Genomic DNA, 13,937 nt, shown 5'->3' with positions numbered 1-13,937 from the left:
ACTACATCTCCCAATCATCAACCATCATAGCATCCTTGTCATATGGAAGAACAATAGTAAAGGTTGAACCCTTACCATATTCACTCTTAGCCCAAATAAAGCCATTATGTTGTTTAATAATTTCCTTGGCAATGGACAAACCTAAACCAGTTCCACCTTGAGCTCGGCTTCTTGCCTTGTCAACACGGTAAAAACGGTCGAAAATCAAAGGCAAATCTTTCTTAGGAATACCTAAACCTTGGTCGGAAATTGAAACGATTAATTGTGCATCTGTTGTCTTCATGGACACTGTAATCTTTCCACCATCGGGTGAATACTTGATGGCATTATTAAGAATATTATCCACGACCTGAGTCATCTTATCTGTATCAATTTCCACCCAAATAGAATTAACAGGATAATCTCGAATAATTTCATAATCCTTGCCAGTATTATTTTCTTGACTTTTGATTTGATCAAAACGATTCAAAATATAGGTCATAAAGGCCGTAAAATTGGTCATTTCAACATCAAGATGTGTGCTCTTATTATCAATATGAGAAAGGGCCAAAAGGTCAGAGATCATCCTCATCATTCGGTTGGTTTCATCCAAAGAAACCTTAATAAAGTTTGGAGCAATCTCTTCATTAAGGGCACCATCATCAAGAGCTTCAAGGTAGGATTTAACGGAAGTTAAAGGCGTCCGCAATTCGTGACTGACATTTGATACGAATAAACGACGTTCACGTTCTTCTTTTTCCTGTTCAGTGGCATCATGAATAACAGCAACTAAACCTGAAATAAAGCCAGACTCCTTACGAATCAGCGCAAAATTAACACGCAAGGTTACAAACTCATCGTTAGCGTCTCTACGTGACAAATGAATTTCCGGTGTCTTAGATAGTAATTCACTATAAGTATAAGGACTTTCACCATCTAACAAATCCAAGATTGACATCTGGGTCGCCGTTTCCCTATCGATATTTAATAAACGCTTGGCTGTACTATTAATCATGGTAATTTGACCACGACGATTGGTCGCAATAACTCCGTCACTCATATAGGAAAGGACTGAAGACAAGCGATTTTTTTCTTGGGCTAGATTTTCATGCGTCAGACGGAAAACGTCTGATAAATCATTCAAGCTATTTGCCAGCTCTAAGAGCTCCGAATCTCCCTTTAAGCGTAACTCTTCATTATAGTTTCCAGCCATCAAAGATTTTACTCGCTTAGTCAACTTCCGAATGTTCTTCACTTGACGGTAATCACGATAAGCAAGAAAAATAAAGTAAAAAGCAACAAATAAGAGAGTAAAGAGTAAGGCTAACTCAAAGCTCGTAATATTTAAGCCAATACTAGTCATAGTTCTTCATGTAGTAGCCAACACCACGGCGGGTCAAAATATACTCTGGACGGCTTGGTGTATCTTCAATTTTTTCACGAAGACGACGAATAGTGACATCAACCGTACGCACATCACCAAAATAGTCATAACCCCAAACAGTTTCAAGTAGATGCTCACGTGTCATGACTTGTCCCATGTGAGTTGCCAAATGGAATAGCAATTCAAATTCACGGTGAGTCAATTCAACTTCATTCCCACGTTTTTTAGCTACAAAGGCATCTGGAACGATAATTAATTCACCAATCGAAATTTCTTTCTTGCCTGAGTTTGAGCTCTCTTCAGCCGCTGCTGTTTCAATAGTCTCTGTTCGACGCAAATGAGCCTTAATCCGTGCTAACAACTCACGATTTGAGAACGGTTTAGTGACATAATCGTCTGCCCCAATCTCCAAGCCAATGACCTTATCAAACTCGCTATCTTTAGCTGAAAGCATGATAATCGGTGTATGACTTGTTTTTCGGATTTCCTTGGCTACTTCTAAACCATCTAGTTCAGGTAACATCAAGTCCAAGATAACTAAATCAGGATTTTCAGCTTCAAATTGCTCCAAAGCTTCACGACCATCAAATGCCGTCACAACTTCGTAACCTTCCTTGGTTAGATTAAACTTGATAATATCCGAAATTGGTCTTTCATCATCAACAACTAGAATTTTTTTCATACAAACACCTCATCGGTTTTCTTAGTTCATTTCAATTTAGTAAAGCAATCCACTTTACGTATCTATTCTATTATACCAAAAATTAGGTTAAGGACCAAGTTTGGGCTATGAGTTTCTAGCCACCATCAAGCTCTTAGGAAATTTTTGGATGGATTGGTGAAAGATCATCATTTGAGAATATTATCTATGATTGAATGTTCATACATTTTTTTCACTATGAAAATATATATTACATTTTCTTATTGTTACATAACATTACAAGATAAGGTATTTCTGACGCAATTACGAAACTATTCAAATCAAGAATAGCACCCTACTAACAAGCAAGTTTAACCATCAACTCATATGGTTAAGTTTTTGAATTTATAACATTAATCCTAAAAATGGAAAGAAGCAAGTAAGAGTGCAATTCTCTGGGAATATTTTTTATTTGTTCACATTTAGAAAAAATTATGGATGATTATGCAGTAAAACACGAACGTTTTTAATAAATTTTCAGAAATTTTTGACATCCAGCTTCACTTATGCTAAAATTTATTGTATGTTAGATTATCTAACAAGAATTCCCCATTAAAGGAGACTCGTATGGCACTCATTGAATTTAAAAATGTGAATAAATATTATGGAGACTATCATGCTCTTCGTGACATCAATTTAGAAATTGAAAAAGGACAAGTTGTGGTTCTCTTGGGACCTTCTGGTTCCGGAAAATCTACCCTTATCCGTACAATTAATGCTTTGGAATCTATTGAGAATGGGACCCTCATCGTTAACGGACATAACGTTACTGAAGCATCTGCCAAAGATTTGGTTGAACTTCGTAAAGAAGCTGGTATGGTTTTCCAACACTTTAACCTCTACCCCCACAAAACCGTCCTTGAAAATGTAACCTTGGCACCTATCAAGGTTCTCGGCATCAGTAAGGCTGAAGCTGAAAAGACTGCTGAAAAATTCCTTCGCTACGTTAACATGTGGGACAAGAAAGATTCTTACCCTGGTATGCTTTCTGGTGGGCAAAAGCAACGTGTCGCTATTGCCCGTGGTCTTGCCATGAATCCTGAGCTTTTGCTCTTTGACGAACCAACATCAGCCCTTGACCCTGAAACTATTGGTGATGTTCTGGCCGTTATGCAAAACCTTGCCAAAGGTGGCATGAACATGGTAGTTGTTACCCACGAAATGGGATTTGCCCGTAGTGTGGCTGACCGTATTATTTTCATGGCCGAAGGTCAAATTCTTGTTGACACTACTGATGTGGATGGTTTCTTTGACAACCCTACGGAACCTCGTGCTGTGCAATTCCTTTCTAAGATTATCGATCACAACTCTGATCGTGTTCAAGTCGACGCCTAAGGAGGTGGCCTATGATTTTCAAAAAAATCTTACGTTACCTGACAGTCGCCACTCTAGCTATAGCAACGGTTTTTCTTATCTCAAGTCATAAAACGGTGGCTGAAGATAAGAGCAAGCTCTTAAATAGTAAAGCAGTTCAAAAAATTGTTAAGCGAGGTACACTTAACGTTGGTGTTAAGCAGGACGTTCCTAACTTTGGTTACTATTCTGCTAAGACCAATACCTACGAGGGTATGGAAGTCGATCTTGCTAAAAAAATTGCCGATGAGCTCAAAGTGAAAGTCAACTATATTCCAGTAACAACACAAACTCGTGAACCTCTTATGGATAACGGAACAATTGACTTACTTATCGGTACTTATACCATCAATGATGAACGTAAGGCATCTTACGCCATCTCAAGTCCCTATTACTATGACCAAATTGGTTTCTTGGTTCTTAAGGATTCAGGTATTAACAAAATCTCTGATTTGAATGGTAAGACCATCGGAGTTTCTCAAGGTGCGTCAACTAAGGCTGCCTTGCAAGAATATGCCTCGGCCCACAATCTTAAGTTCAACTACGTTCAACTCGGTTCTTTCCCTGAATTGGCTGTATCTCTTTATGCTCACCGTGTAAATGCCTTCTCAGTTGATAAATCTATCCTTTCTGGCTATGAAAGCAAGAAGACAAAAACCTTGAAAGAAGGTTTCAAAACTCAAGAATACGGTATCGCTTCAAGTAAGTCTAACCAAGACTTGATTGACTATACCAACGATTTGCTGGCGAAATGGCAAAAGGATGGTAGTCTTCAAAAACTCTACGATAAATATCACTTGAAACCAGCTAAGGCTGAAGACAAATAGAAAGGAGTCCTGAATATATGTATCTTTTAACTGAAACGGCTAGTCCTTTCGCTCTTGAACGTTGGGCTGCTTTCTTCGCTAACTTTGGACAATTTGCTAAAGGCTTCTTCTACACCCTCGGTATTTCGATTGGTGCCTTGATTGTTGCCCTTCTTCTTGGGCTCATCTTTGGTGCCATGAGTTCAACTCATAACAAGGTGCTTCGTGGCATTGCTCGTGTTTATGTCGAAATCTTCCAAAACACACCACTGCTTGTCCAATTCGTGGTTGTCTTCTATGGGATTTCAATCTTGACGGACGGCCATATCATGCTTCCTATTTCATTGACGGCTATCCTCTGTGTGGGTATCTACACTGGAGCCTATATCTCTGAAATTATTCGTACGGGTATTGAGGCTGTTCCTAAAGGTCAAACCGAAGCGGCTTTGTCTCAAGGGTTTACCTATGCCGATACCATGCGTATCATTATCTTGCCTCAAGCTGTTCGTACTATCTTGCCACCACTTACCAACCAAGTGGTTAACTTGATTAAGAACACTTCAACAGTTGCCATCATCTCTGGTGCAGATATTATGTTCACGGCTAAGGCTTGGGCTTATGATACAACCAATTATGTGCCGGCCTTTGCTGGAGCTGCTCTTCTCTACTTTATCATGTGTTTCCCTCTTGCAACTTGGGCACGTCGTAAAGAAGAAGAGAATAAGAAAGCATACTAAGGAGGTCCACTATGTCAGAAGTTTTATCAGCTACTAACCTTAAATTCTTGGCACAAGGGTTGTGGACGACACTTTACTTGTCTTTCTTCATCATTGTGCTATCTACCTTTTTCGGAACCATTCTTGCGGTCATGCGTAACGGCAAAAATCCTATTCTTCGTTGGATAGCTTCTATCTATATTGAGTTTGTGCGTAATGTACCTAACTTGCTTTGGATTTTCATTATTTTCTTGGTCTTCCAACTTAAGTCTACAGCAGCAGGAATTACCTCTTTCACAGTCTTCACGTCTGCTGCCTTGGCAGAAATTATTCGTGGAGGACTCAACTCTATTGACCATGGACAAACGGAAGCTGGATTGTCACAAGGATTTACCAATAAGCAAATCTTTGTTTACATTATCTTCCCACAGGCTATCCGTAAGATGTTACCATCAATTATTTCTCAGTTTGTAACAGTCATCAAGGATACTTCTTTCCTTTACTCTGTTATTGCCTTACAAGAATTGTTTGGTAAGAGTCAAATTTTGATGGGTGGTTACTACGAACCAAGCCAAATTTTTACCTTGTACGGTATCGTGGCTTTAGCTTATTTCGTGGTTAACTTCGCCATCTCTAGCTACTCTCGCTACCTCTCTAAACAATGGGAGCAAGCTAGTGAATAAGAAACTCACCTTCGGGTGGGTTTTTCGTTTTTTGAACTTTAAAAATAACGACCCCAATTGGAGTCGTTATTTCTTTCTCTAATTCACTGTTACTTTACCTGAATAATAATCTAGGGTAATCCCCTCTTGTACATTAGGAACAAAGACATTGAACTCAAGGGATCCGTCAGCTGACTTGGCTTCAAGATGCGTTCCTGATGGTATAAGGTTATCTCCATCATAAATTAAAGTGACACGGTAACGGACACGTTTGTTTTTATCCTGAGCTTTCCGTACAAGACTTTCATAATAGTTCTGTCCTGTAGAATTATCACTATTGGCCTCGTTGGCCCAAGCTGTTTGAACTGCAATATTCTCAGGATTTGAAGTGGAGGCATCAAATCCCTTCAAACCTCCAACTAGTGCATAACCTAACAAATGCCCCCTGTCTACGGCATGACTATACTCTCCTGATAGATTTTGGACCTGGTGCCATCCAGCTGGTGTCCATGATGTTGATCCATTACCTGTTTCTTGACGGTTCTTATACTGTCTTGTCGCTTTACTTAACAAGGCATTGGCTACTGTAGGAACTGTTTGGCCTTGAACCGTTTTGACTTGGTTATTAGCATAGGGTTGGCTAGATACCTTAGCATTTAGATTTGTCTTGTTCCCATTAATAATATAGGCCCCTGCCCCATTCCATTCTATGGAGTTTCCAAGTTGACTCTTGACAGAGCTAGTCATCACTGTCTCAGCAAGCTGCTCTTGTGGTGTAGACTGACCACTTGTTGAACCGTTAGATTTTACGGAGTTATTGGATTTTCCCGAGAGTAGACTGGCTACCTGCTTGATTGGATTATTAGGCGAAAGCTTATTACTCGTCCCAATATAACCTAGAACTACTACCAAGACTGCTATCAGTAATGAGAAAATCTGACGTTTCTGTTTATTCGTTAAAGATGTCTTTCTTTTTGCCATCGTGTTCTTCCTATTTCTATGAATCTGCATAAGTAAAGGAGTAGGACGACAGCCCACTCCCTTTTATTTTCCTGTAAATTTAGCAACGATTGCTTGCCAGGTTTCTGGTTTTAAGATGTTTATTGGATCCTTACCCTCGCCTAAGACGGCATAACCAACCATTAAACCAAGGGCCAGAAAAGCAAGACTAACCAAACAAACGATTAAAACAAGCAATAATTGACGAAAAACATAGCCTTTACCAGTTTCCATACTAGCCCTCACTTACACGTGAAATATTTGCTCCTAGTTTAGCTAGTTTCTCATGGAATTGATAGTAACCACGATCCAAGTGTGTCAATTTACCAACTGTCGTTGTCCCTTCAGCAACCATCCCTGTCAAAATAAGGGCCGCAGATGCTCGAAGGTCAGTAGACATAACTTGAGCACCTTGAAGTGGCAAACCACCGTGAATCATTGCAGTATCTCGAAGAATTTCTGAATGAAGTCCCATACGACGCATTTCTTCCAGATGTTGGAAACGATTTTCAAAGACAGTTTCAATCATCGTTGATTCACCCTTAACCACTGCCATAAGCGCTGTGAATTGGGCCTGCATATCCGTTGGAAAACCTGGATGAGGAAGAGTTTTAACGGTTACTGGTTTCAATTTCGAAACATCAGATGTAACACGAATGCCTCCTTCTTCTTCCTTAACGTCAACACCCATTTCCAGTAATTTAGAAATCAAAGGACGGTTGTGCTCCCAGATGGCATCTTTGATAAGAATATCTCCTGACGTCATAGCTGCTGCTACCATAAAAGTACCTGCTTCAATACGGTCCTGAACAACCGCATGCTGGGTACCATGAAGAGATTTTACTCCTTTAATCACGAGTGTTTCAGTTCCAGCACCTTTGACATCTGCCCCCATTTCATTTAGAAGTAAAGCTAAATCAACAATTTCTGGTTCACGCGCGGCATTTTCAATAGTTGTGACTCCATCAGCCAAAGTCGCTGCCATCATAAGGTTCTGAGTGGCACCGACAGATGGAAAGTCCATATAAATTGTTGCACCTTTGAGTTTATCAGCAGTTGCTGTAATATCACCACCAACCTGGGTAATCTTAGCTCCCATAGCTTCCAAACCTTTGAGGTGGAGGTCAATCGGACGACTACCGATGGTACAACCACCAGGCATAGAAACCTTAGCATGACCATTACGAGCAAGAATAGGTCCAAGTACTACGATGGAAGCACGCATTTTACTAACATATTCGTATGGCGCTTGATCTAGAATCTCACCACTAGCATCAACTACTACAGTATTATTTTCTTCGTCAAAGTCTACAGCAATATCCAAGCCACGAACCACATTATTCATGGTGTAAACATCTGACAAGATTGGAACATTAGTCAAGGTTGTCTGACCTTCAGAGGCTAAAATAGTCGCAGCCAATAATGGCAAAACAGCGTTTTTAGCTCCTTCAATGACAACCTCACCACTTAATCGAGTGTTGCCACCCTGTACAATAATTTTATCCATAAGGATTCCTTTCAAGGGTCAATTCATCTTTTTGTATTATATCAAAAGTCTTTTATAATCACTAATTTAAGATATTGAGCTTGCTAACGATTGACATAGCGTTAAAACATATATAAAGAATGAACTTACTAGAAAACCAATGGCAATACTAATAAAAAGCAAGAATAATCTCAATTTCCCAGTGTTAACAATAACATTCTTGGTTATTTTTTCCCAATCAAAAAGCGTATTCACCATCTGATAAGTTAAACCAATAAAAACCAAGTGGCTCGCTAGAGGAACCATATCATTTAAAATAGTCATCAAACTATTATATCATAGAAGACTTACATAAAACATAAGAAGAATCATTAAAAATACGACTTTTTGCATTTGATTTCTTTATTAGTTTTCACCATTAAGAGCCATTGTTAACCAACTTAAGAACCTTTCAAAATGAGATTTTCCGTGCTCATTCGAGATTAAAATTTAATTTATTTTCAATCATTAGTCGTAAGAAAAAATCTTCCCTAATGCTACTGTTTCCAAATAACAGGTTTAGGGAAGATTTTGAGTCATTAGTTAACTATTACTTAGAAGAATTCCATGGCTACTAAAGTAATAATCGCAGAATCATAGTAATTCTTAACAGGAAGATCCTGCATAAAGACAATCTTATTCTGCTGAACTAATTTCAAGTACTTTTGATCCTTCTCAGCCGCAAAAGCAATTGGTGCTTTAAAACTTGCAGCTTGGTGGTCGTCTAAAAACTTACCAGACAAATTGTAATTTGAAAAGACATTTTTCTGAGTCATAAAGAAATCCAACATCTTATTAAGGACTTTCTGACTCTTTTCATCGTTACTCTGAGTAAGATTGTATGGAAGACGACAAGCATTATAAGAATACGTTGAATCAAACTGATTTGAGATGGTGTAAGGCTTAACCACACGAGCCCCTGATTCATCCACCCAGATAAAGTCTGGAATTAATCCAGTCTTCGTTTTAGAACTGATCGTTTCAAGACTACTTAACATCTTGTTATTAATATCCAACCATTTTTTATCTTTTGTAACTTCATAAAAAGCTTGGAACTGCTTAGGTACAGTATCTGAAGTTCTCATAAGATTATAATATTTGGAATCTTTGTTCGCCCAGTTCCCAACAGTCAAAATTCCAGTATTTTCATTATAGTTATACTTGAGAATATCCTGCAAGAGGGCCTTGGCCTGTGTTTGATACTCATCTTTATGGCTTGGCCATTGTTTTGAAGCTTCAATCAAGGCATAGGCAATATAAAGGTCCCCGTCAGTTGCATTGTGATCATCAACATTTTTAGCACTTTTTTGAACAATTTGTTCCCAAGACATCAATTGATTGCCTTCAATACGATGTGACAAATAATACTTGTAGAGTCTTTCAAAATCTTTTTGATTAGCTAAACCTTTCTTAGCTGCTCGCACAGTGATTAGCATTCCGTAACTTTGTGACTCGGAAAGAACAACATCTTTGTCTTTGTCATTAGTAGTTTTGACATATGCTTCGTTGCCTTTTTTGACCACGAAGTGTTTTTCCCATTTTTGATAAATTCTATCTTGAATATCAGTTTTCGTTTTCATTCTTATGGTAAACATTGAAAAAACAAATAAGCCAAGGATAACTACAAACCATAAATATTTAAAATATTTTGTTTTCATACATACTCCTATTCTGCAAAACGCTTAGTTTTAACCCATGTTGTTCCTTCACGATGAAGAATTTTATCCATGATAATAGACCACAACGAATCTAAAGAAACAATAATGAATAACTGTGCGTAACTAAAATAAGAGAGAATCGCTAACCAAATTTGTTTGCTGGTTGCTTGTCCAAATTGTGAAGCTAGGGCAACGTTGATTTGCAATAAATATAATCCAATCATCAAGAGCCAGTTAAACAACATTAATTGAGCAATGTAAATATTATTTGCATCAAAGGCAAACGGAATCTGCACGGTTGGGAAAAAGATATGTAAAACAATGGCTAAGACATTAGCAAAGAAGATTAAATCAGATAAGACAATTGCACCATTAAACCAGAAGAAAATACAAGAGTAATTCGCTACTTCTAGTTTTACACGCCAATTTCCTTTACCAAACAAATGTTTAAAGTTCGAGATAACAACTTCGTAATTACCTTTTGCCCAACGCTTACGTTGCATATAATAACTTTTAAGCGTTTCAGGTTCTTGTTGGAAGGCTTCAGAATTATATGCCAGGGCAATTAATTTACCACTTTGCATAATCTTGAAGGAAATATCGGTATCTTCGGTCAAGGCACCATTTCGCCAACCACCAATACTTTTAACGAATTCAGTTTGAATAATGAAGTTCGTTCCTGGAATACGACCAATTTTAAATAAATGCCACATTCCAACATGGTGAACACGTTGTGTGACAACAATCTCTTGATTGATACAACGTGTTAAGAAATTTTGTTTTGCATTTCTTGTTTTATTACGGCCAAAGGACGCCACTCTTTGTTCTGGATCCTTCATCACTTCTTTAACTAAGAAGTAAAGTGCATTAGTTTCAGGCATGGCATCCGCATCATAAATACAGATATATTCTCCATCAGCCATTTTAAGGGCATCGTTCAGAACACCTGCTTTACCACCAGTACCCTTACGATTAATAATGGTAATATTACGTCCAGCGTACTCTGGCATGGCTTGAACAGCTAAACACTCTTGGTAAGTATTATCTGAACAGTTATCCGCAAACAAAAGTAGCTCAACCTTGTCATGAGGATAATTCATATTCAAGATAGCTTGAGCCGTTTGAGAGATAACAACATCTTCATTATGGGCTGGAACTACAATCGTAACCTTAGGATAATAAGGAAGTTTCTCCTTATCAACCTTAAAATCACTATGTTTCAACCAAAAATGAACACCTGATACCAGAATAACAACACCCCAAATTAAGGAAATCCAGATGGATATTAGGGTGAAAATCATTAAAAACTGACTAACCATGTTTCACCGCCTTGAAATTATGAGAAACACGTTCATATATTACTGTATAAACAGTAAACAAAACAATGAAAGCAATCGCAAAAATAAGGCTAATACATAAAGCAAATACAAAAAACAAGTTTGTAATAGTCATAACTTCCCCCTAATACTCAACAATAATATCCGTTTCTAACTGACGGTTTAAATTACTCATTAATTCACTATAGTTATCAAATTTTTTGGAATTCTTTTTATCAATGACAAGAAAACCTGATTGAAATTGAATACCTTGATAACTACTTCCCCAAGTGAATGTCATTTCTTTTAGATCTTCTTCAAGACTAGTTTTATAAATCTTTTCTAGATTTCTCGATTTATTTTTTGAAAGGATTAAGTAGCTCCCCTCAGAAACATAAAAGACTTGCTCAAAGCGATCCAGCTTATCTGAAATCTGATGATAGATACTAGTAAGCAAATGGTTATATTCACGAGGACTCAATTCAAAGAATTGTTCTTCATGAGACCAATGTATCAAAAGTGCTTGAACAGGTTTTTTATCCCCTAATAAATCACGATAAGCGTTACTAGCCTTGACTTCTTCAATCTGAACAGATGAAATAAATTTATAGAAGTAATACTTAATCTTTGAAAGTATCCCCATTAACAAAGGAAAACTGAATATAAGAAATAATGTATCATTTAGTGGAAGATAGACAACACCACTAACCAATACAAAGATACTTAAAGCAAAACTTAAAATGATTAGCCAAGTAATCAGAATCTCTGTTAAGAAACATACTGCAGCAATACCTAAAATCAGAAAGAAAGCTTCAAACATGAATAAATTAGGATTGACTTGATTACAGTAGAGAAATAGTAATGCTTCAAAGAAAATCAAACATAAAATCCAATACCAGATTTTTTTATCTCTTTTCACACTCAATTTCCTCCTTCGTGAAACTCTGATACAGAATCTTCCAAATTAAAGTACACTTTAATCGCTTGAACAATTCTCTCAGATGCTTTACCATCACCATAAGGATTAGGAGCTTCAGACATTTCTTTATAAAGAGCTTCATCAGTTAAAAGTGAAGTCATTGCTTCTTTCACCTTGTCTGGATCAGTTCCGACAAGTTTCAATGTTCCTGCTTTAACACCTTCTGGACGCTCTGTTGTATCTCGTAATACTAAAACAGGTTTTCCAAGTGATGGAGCTTCTTCTTGAACACCACCAGAATCTGACATAATAAAGTAACTTCTAGAAGCTAAATTATGAAAATCAAAGACATCTAAAGGTGCAATAAGATGAATTCTATCATGGTCACCTAAAATTTCCTTTGCTGCAGCTTGTACAGAAGGGCTCAAATGAACAGGGTAAACCACTTCAATTTCAGAATGCTCATCTACCATATGACGAAGAGTTTTAAATACTCGACGCATTGGCTCACCTTGATTCTCTCTTCGGTGCATTGTTACTAAGATAATTTTTTTATTCTCATCGATTTTATCGAGAACTTCATGATAATAATTATCTTTAACTGTAAGTTTTAAGGCATCAATCGCTGTGTTACCAGTGACATAAATTGCCTCTTTTTTATGATTTTCCGACAATAAGTTTGCTTTACTTTCTTGAGTAGGTGCAAAATACAAATCAGAAAGGCTGTCAGTCATCTGACGATTCATTTCCTCTGGATATGGTGAATATTTATCATAAGTTCTAAGCCCAGCCTCAACGTGACCGATACTTACTTTATTGTAAAATGCAACCAAACCAGCAGCAAATGTTGTTGTTGTATCACCATGAACCAAAACCAAATCAGGTTGTTCCTTCTTAACAACTGGATCAAAATTAGCCAAGATTTTAGAAGTAATTTCCTGAAGTGATTGGTTTTTTCCCATGATATCCAAATCATAATCAGGAACTATCTCAAAAGTCTCCAAAACTTGGTCAAGCATTTGACGGTGTTGAGCTGTGACTACTGTAATAGTATTAATGGTTTCTTGATGTTTTTTCAACTCAAGAATTAACGGCGCCATCTTAATTGCCTCTGGTCTTGTCCCAAAGACAACCATAATATTTAATTTTCCCATAAGATCCCCCCTATGACCTATACGAAATCAATATAATATTGACAAATAACACTCTACATTATCACTCTATTATCCCCAATAATAAGGAAAATGAGATATTCTTCCTCCAAAAGCATTAAAGGGAATGCCCTGGCTTATTGGTCATATTTCGAAATGATGTAAAGTAGACAAAGAAAAAGGTCTCAATAAAAAGACTATCATTACGTATAAAATTCAAGAAGTTAAGACAAAAGTCAACTCATATCACCCAAGGATATCAATGGTTTTGAGCTATTTAGTCTTCTCCCTCGAATTTAAAAATACACTATTTAATAAATAAAAAAAACTGCAGGAGAAAAAACGCTTTGCTAATAAAAGTGTTTTTGAATCCAGCAGTATTGCTAATTTACATATATTTCATAAAAACTTCTCCCCATTTTTAAAGAGCGTCCCCTTTACTTACGCTCTATCCCTATCTTACAAATCAAAATATCGGTATGATAACCCAATACCATATCAACTAGTACCAAGTACCAACATGTAATCGTTAAATACTCTCCCCAAAAGAGTCAATAGATTACAAACAAGTTGGCTTTAAGTTACTACTACCAATATTCCCCATTCATATAGACGCTATAATTATAACATGTTATTTTTATTTCTCAACCTTTTTTTCAATTTTTTATTATTTTAATGTATGTGATAACCATTATAATGAAGTCGTTTGAATTAAACGTTCCTACTTAACAAATACTAATCAAATGATATTTATCTATATTTTAATAAA

The 13,937-nt window shown here is 37.0% G+C and carries 14 protein-coding genes; 4 read left to right on the top strand and 10 right to left on the bottom strand.

Annotated elements, in window-relative coordinates; genetic code table 11:
- Nucleotide 1: 1 nt before the first annotated feature.
- Both vicK and yycF read right to left on the bottom strand, forming a co-directional pair.
- The gene (gene vicK, locus HMPREF0848_RS02845; protein ID WP_008534492.1) at nucleotides 2-1,342 is read right to left on the bottom strand and encodes a cell wall metabolism sensor histidine kinase VicK; all 1,341 of its coding nucleotides are present in this window, start codon (nucleotides 1,340-1,342) and stop codon (nucleotides 2-4) included.
- The gene (gene yycF / locus HMPREF0848_RS02840; protein ID WP_002889489.1) at nucleotides 1,335-2,045 is read right to left on the bottom strand and encodes a response regulator YycF; all 711 of its coding nucleotides are present in this window, start codon (nucleotides 2,043-2,045) and stop codon (nucleotides 1,335-1,337) included. The genes vicK and yycF overlap by 8 nt, the downstream gene beginning before the upstream one ends.
- A 585-nt stretch (nucleotides 2,046-2,630) precedes the next feature.
- Between yycF and HMPREF0848_RS02835 the strand changes: the two genes are divergently transcribed.
- From HMPREF0848_RS02835 to HMPREF0848_RS02820, 4 genes are read left to right on the top strand one after another with little or no spacing between them, the layout of a single operon-like run.
- The gene (locus HMPREF0848_RS02835) at nucleotides 2,631-3,398 is read left to right on the top strand and encodes an amino acid ABC transporter ATP-binding protein (RefSeq protein WP_008534491.1); all 768 of its coding nucleotides are present in this window, start codon (nucleotides 2,631-2,633) and stop codon (nucleotides 3,396-3,398) included.
- A gap of 11 nt (nucleotides 3,399-3,409) precedes the next feature.
- A complete protein-coding gene (locus HMPREF0848_RS02830) occupies nucleotides 3,410-4,243 on the top strand; it encodes a transporter substrate-binding domain-containing protein (RefSeq protein ID WP_008534489.1) in 834 nt (277 codons plus the stop codon).
- 17 nt (nucleotides 4,244-4,260) lie between these two features.
- Nucleotides 4,261-4,959, top strand: coding sequence for an amino acid ABC transporter permease (locus tag HMPREF0848_RS02825; RefSeq protein WP_008534488.1), 699 nt, complete (start codon nucleotides 4,261-4,263; stop codon nucleotides 4,957-4,959).
- Between the two features lie 11 nt (nucleotides 4,960-4,970).
- On the top strand, nucleotides 4,971-5,621 hold the full coding sequence (locus tag HMPREF0848_RS02820) for an amino acid ABC transporter permease (protein ID WP_002889495.1): 651 nt from the start codon (nucleotides 4,971-4,973) through the stop codon (nucleotides 5,619-5,621).
- 78 nt (nucleotides 5,622-5,699) lie between these two features.
- On the opposite strand, the gene HMPREF0848_RS02815 is transcribed toward HMPREF0848_RS02820, so the two are convergent.
- From HMPREF0848_RS02815 to wecB, 8 genes are all read right to left on the bottom strand, one after another.
- Nucleotides 5,700-6,581, bottom strand: a complete 882-nt coding sequence (locus HMPREF0848_RS02815) for a DNA/RNA non-specific endonuclease (RefSeq protein ID WP_008534487.1) — start codon at nucleotides 6,579-6,581, stop codon at nucleotides 5,700-5,702.
- Nucleotides 6,582-6,644: 63 nt separating this feature from the next.
- Entirely contained in the window at nucleotides 6,645-6,833 is a 189-nt protein-coding gene (locus HMPREF0848_RS02810; RefSeq protein ID WP_008534486.1) for a DNA-directed RNA polymerase subunit beta, read from the bottom strand.
- A 1-nt stretch (nucleotide 6,834) separates the two neighbouring features.
- Complete coding sequence (gene murA, locus HMPREF0848_RS02805; RefSeq protein ID WP_008534485.1) at nucleotides 6,835-8,106, bottom strand: UDP-N-acetylglucosamine 1-carboxyvinyltransferase; 1,272 nt, start codon at nucleotides 8,104-8,106, stop codon at nucleotides 6,835-6,837.
- A 66-nt stretch (nucleotides 8,107-8,172) separates the two neighbouring features.
- Nucleotides 8,173-8,409: a DUF1146 family protein gene (locus HMPREF0848_RS10385; RefSeq protein ID WP_004182616.1), complete on the bottom strand. Its 237-nt coding sequence runs from the start codon at nucleotides 8,407-8,409 to the stop codon at nucleotides 8,173-8,175.
- A 269-nt stretch (nucleotides 8,410-8,678) separates the two neighbouring features.
- Entirely contained in the window at nucleotides 8,679-9,782 is a 1,104-nt protein-coding gene (locus HMPREF0848_RS02800) for a glycosyl hydrolase family 8 (protein WP_037608834.1), read from the bottom strand.
- 8 nt (nucleotides 9,783-9,790) lie between these two features.
- On the bottom strand, nucleotides 9,791-11,101 hold the full coding sequence (locus tag HMPREF0848_RS02795) for a glycosyltransferase family 2 protein (protein ID WP_008534483.1): 1,311 nt from the start codon (nucleotides 11,099-11,101) through the stop codon (nucleotides 9,791-9,793).
- Between the two features lie 142 nt (nucleotides 11,102-11,243).
- Entirely contained in the window at nucleotides 11,244-12,023 is a 780-nt protein-coding gene (locus HMPREF0848_RS02790) for a hypothetical protein (protein WP_008534482.1), read from the bottom strand.
- Nucleotides 12,020-13,171 carry a non-hydrolyzing UDP-N-acetylglucosamine 2-epimerase gene (gene wecB, locus HMPREF0848_RS02785; protein WP_002889505.1) on the bottom strand — a complete coding sequence of 384 codons (1,152 nt, stop codon included), beginning with the start codon at nucleotides 13,169-13,171 and terminating at the stop codon, nucleotides 12,020-12,022. The genes HMPREF0848_RS02790 and wecB overlap by 4 nt, the downstream gene beginning before the upstream one ends.
- Nucleotides 13,172-13,937 lie beyond the last annotated feature (766 nt).

The sequence above is a fragment of the Streptococcus sp. C150 genome (assembly GCF_000187445.1).
Classification (GTDB): domain Bacteria; phylum Bacillota; class Bacilli; order Lactobacillales; family Streptococcaceae; genus Streptococcus; species Streptococcus raffinosi.
This window is presented reverse-complemented; position numbering and strand designations above follow the sequence as displayed.

What these genes read in the sequence shown, in the direction of transcription:
- HMPREF0848_RS02820 (WP_002889495.1), top strand. Translation starts at nt 4,971, where the DNA reads ATGTCAGAAGTTTTATCAGCTACTAACCTTAAATTCTTGGCACAAGGG.
- HMPREF0848_RS02810 (WP_008534486.1), bottom strand. Translation starts at nt 6,833, where the DNA reads ATGGAAACTGGTAAAGGCTATGTTTTTCGTCAATTATTGCTTGTTTTA.
- HMPREF0848_RS02830 (WP_008534489.1), top strand. Translation starts at nt 3,410, where the DNA reads ATGATTTTCAAAAAAATCTTACGTTACCTGACAGTCGCCACTCTAGCT.
- HMPREF0848_RS02835 (WP_008534491.1), top strand. Translation starts at nt 2,631, where the DNA reads ATGGCACTCATTGAATTTAAAAATGTGAATAAATATTATGGAGACTAT.
- HMPREF0848_RS02825 (WP_008534488.1), top strand. Translation starts at nt 4,261, where the DNA reads ATGTATCTTTTAACTGAAACGGCTAGTCCTTTCGCTCTTGAACGTTGG.
- murA (WP_008534485.1), bottom strand. Translation starts at nt 8,106, where the DNA reads ATGGATAAAATTATTGTACAGGGTGGCAACACTCGATTAAGTGGTGAG.
- vicK (WP_008534492.1), bottom strand. Translation starts at nt 1,342, where the DNA reads ATGACTAGTATTGGCTTAAATATTACGAGCTTTGAGTTAGCCTTACTC.
- wecB (WP_002889505.1), bottom strand. Translation starts at nt 13,171, where the DNA reads ATGGGAAAATTAAATATTATGGTTGTCTTTGGGACAAGACCAGAGGCA.
- HMPREF0848_RS10385 (WP_004182616.1), bottom strand. Translation starts at nt 8,409, where the DNA reads ATGACTATTTTAAATGATATGGTTCCTCTAGCGAGCCACTTGGTTTTT.
- HMPREF0848_RS02795 (WP_008534483.1), bottom strand. Translation starts at nt 11,101, where the DNA reads ATGGTTAGTCAGTTTTTAATGATTTTCACCCTAATATCCATCTGGATT.
- yycF (WP_002889489.1), bottom strand. Translation starts at nt 2,045, where the DNA reads ATGAAAAAAATTCTAGTTGTTGATGATGAAAGACCAATTTCGGATATT.
- HMPREF0848_RS02800 (WP_037608834.1), bottom strand. Translation starts at nt 9,782, where the DNA reads ATGAAAACAAAATATTTTAAATATTTATGGTTTGTAGTTATCCTTGGC.
- HMPREF0848_RS02815 (WP_008534487.1), bottom strand. Translation starts at nt 6,581, where the DNA reads ATGGCAAAAAGAAAGACATCTTTAACGAATAAACAGAAACGTCAGATT.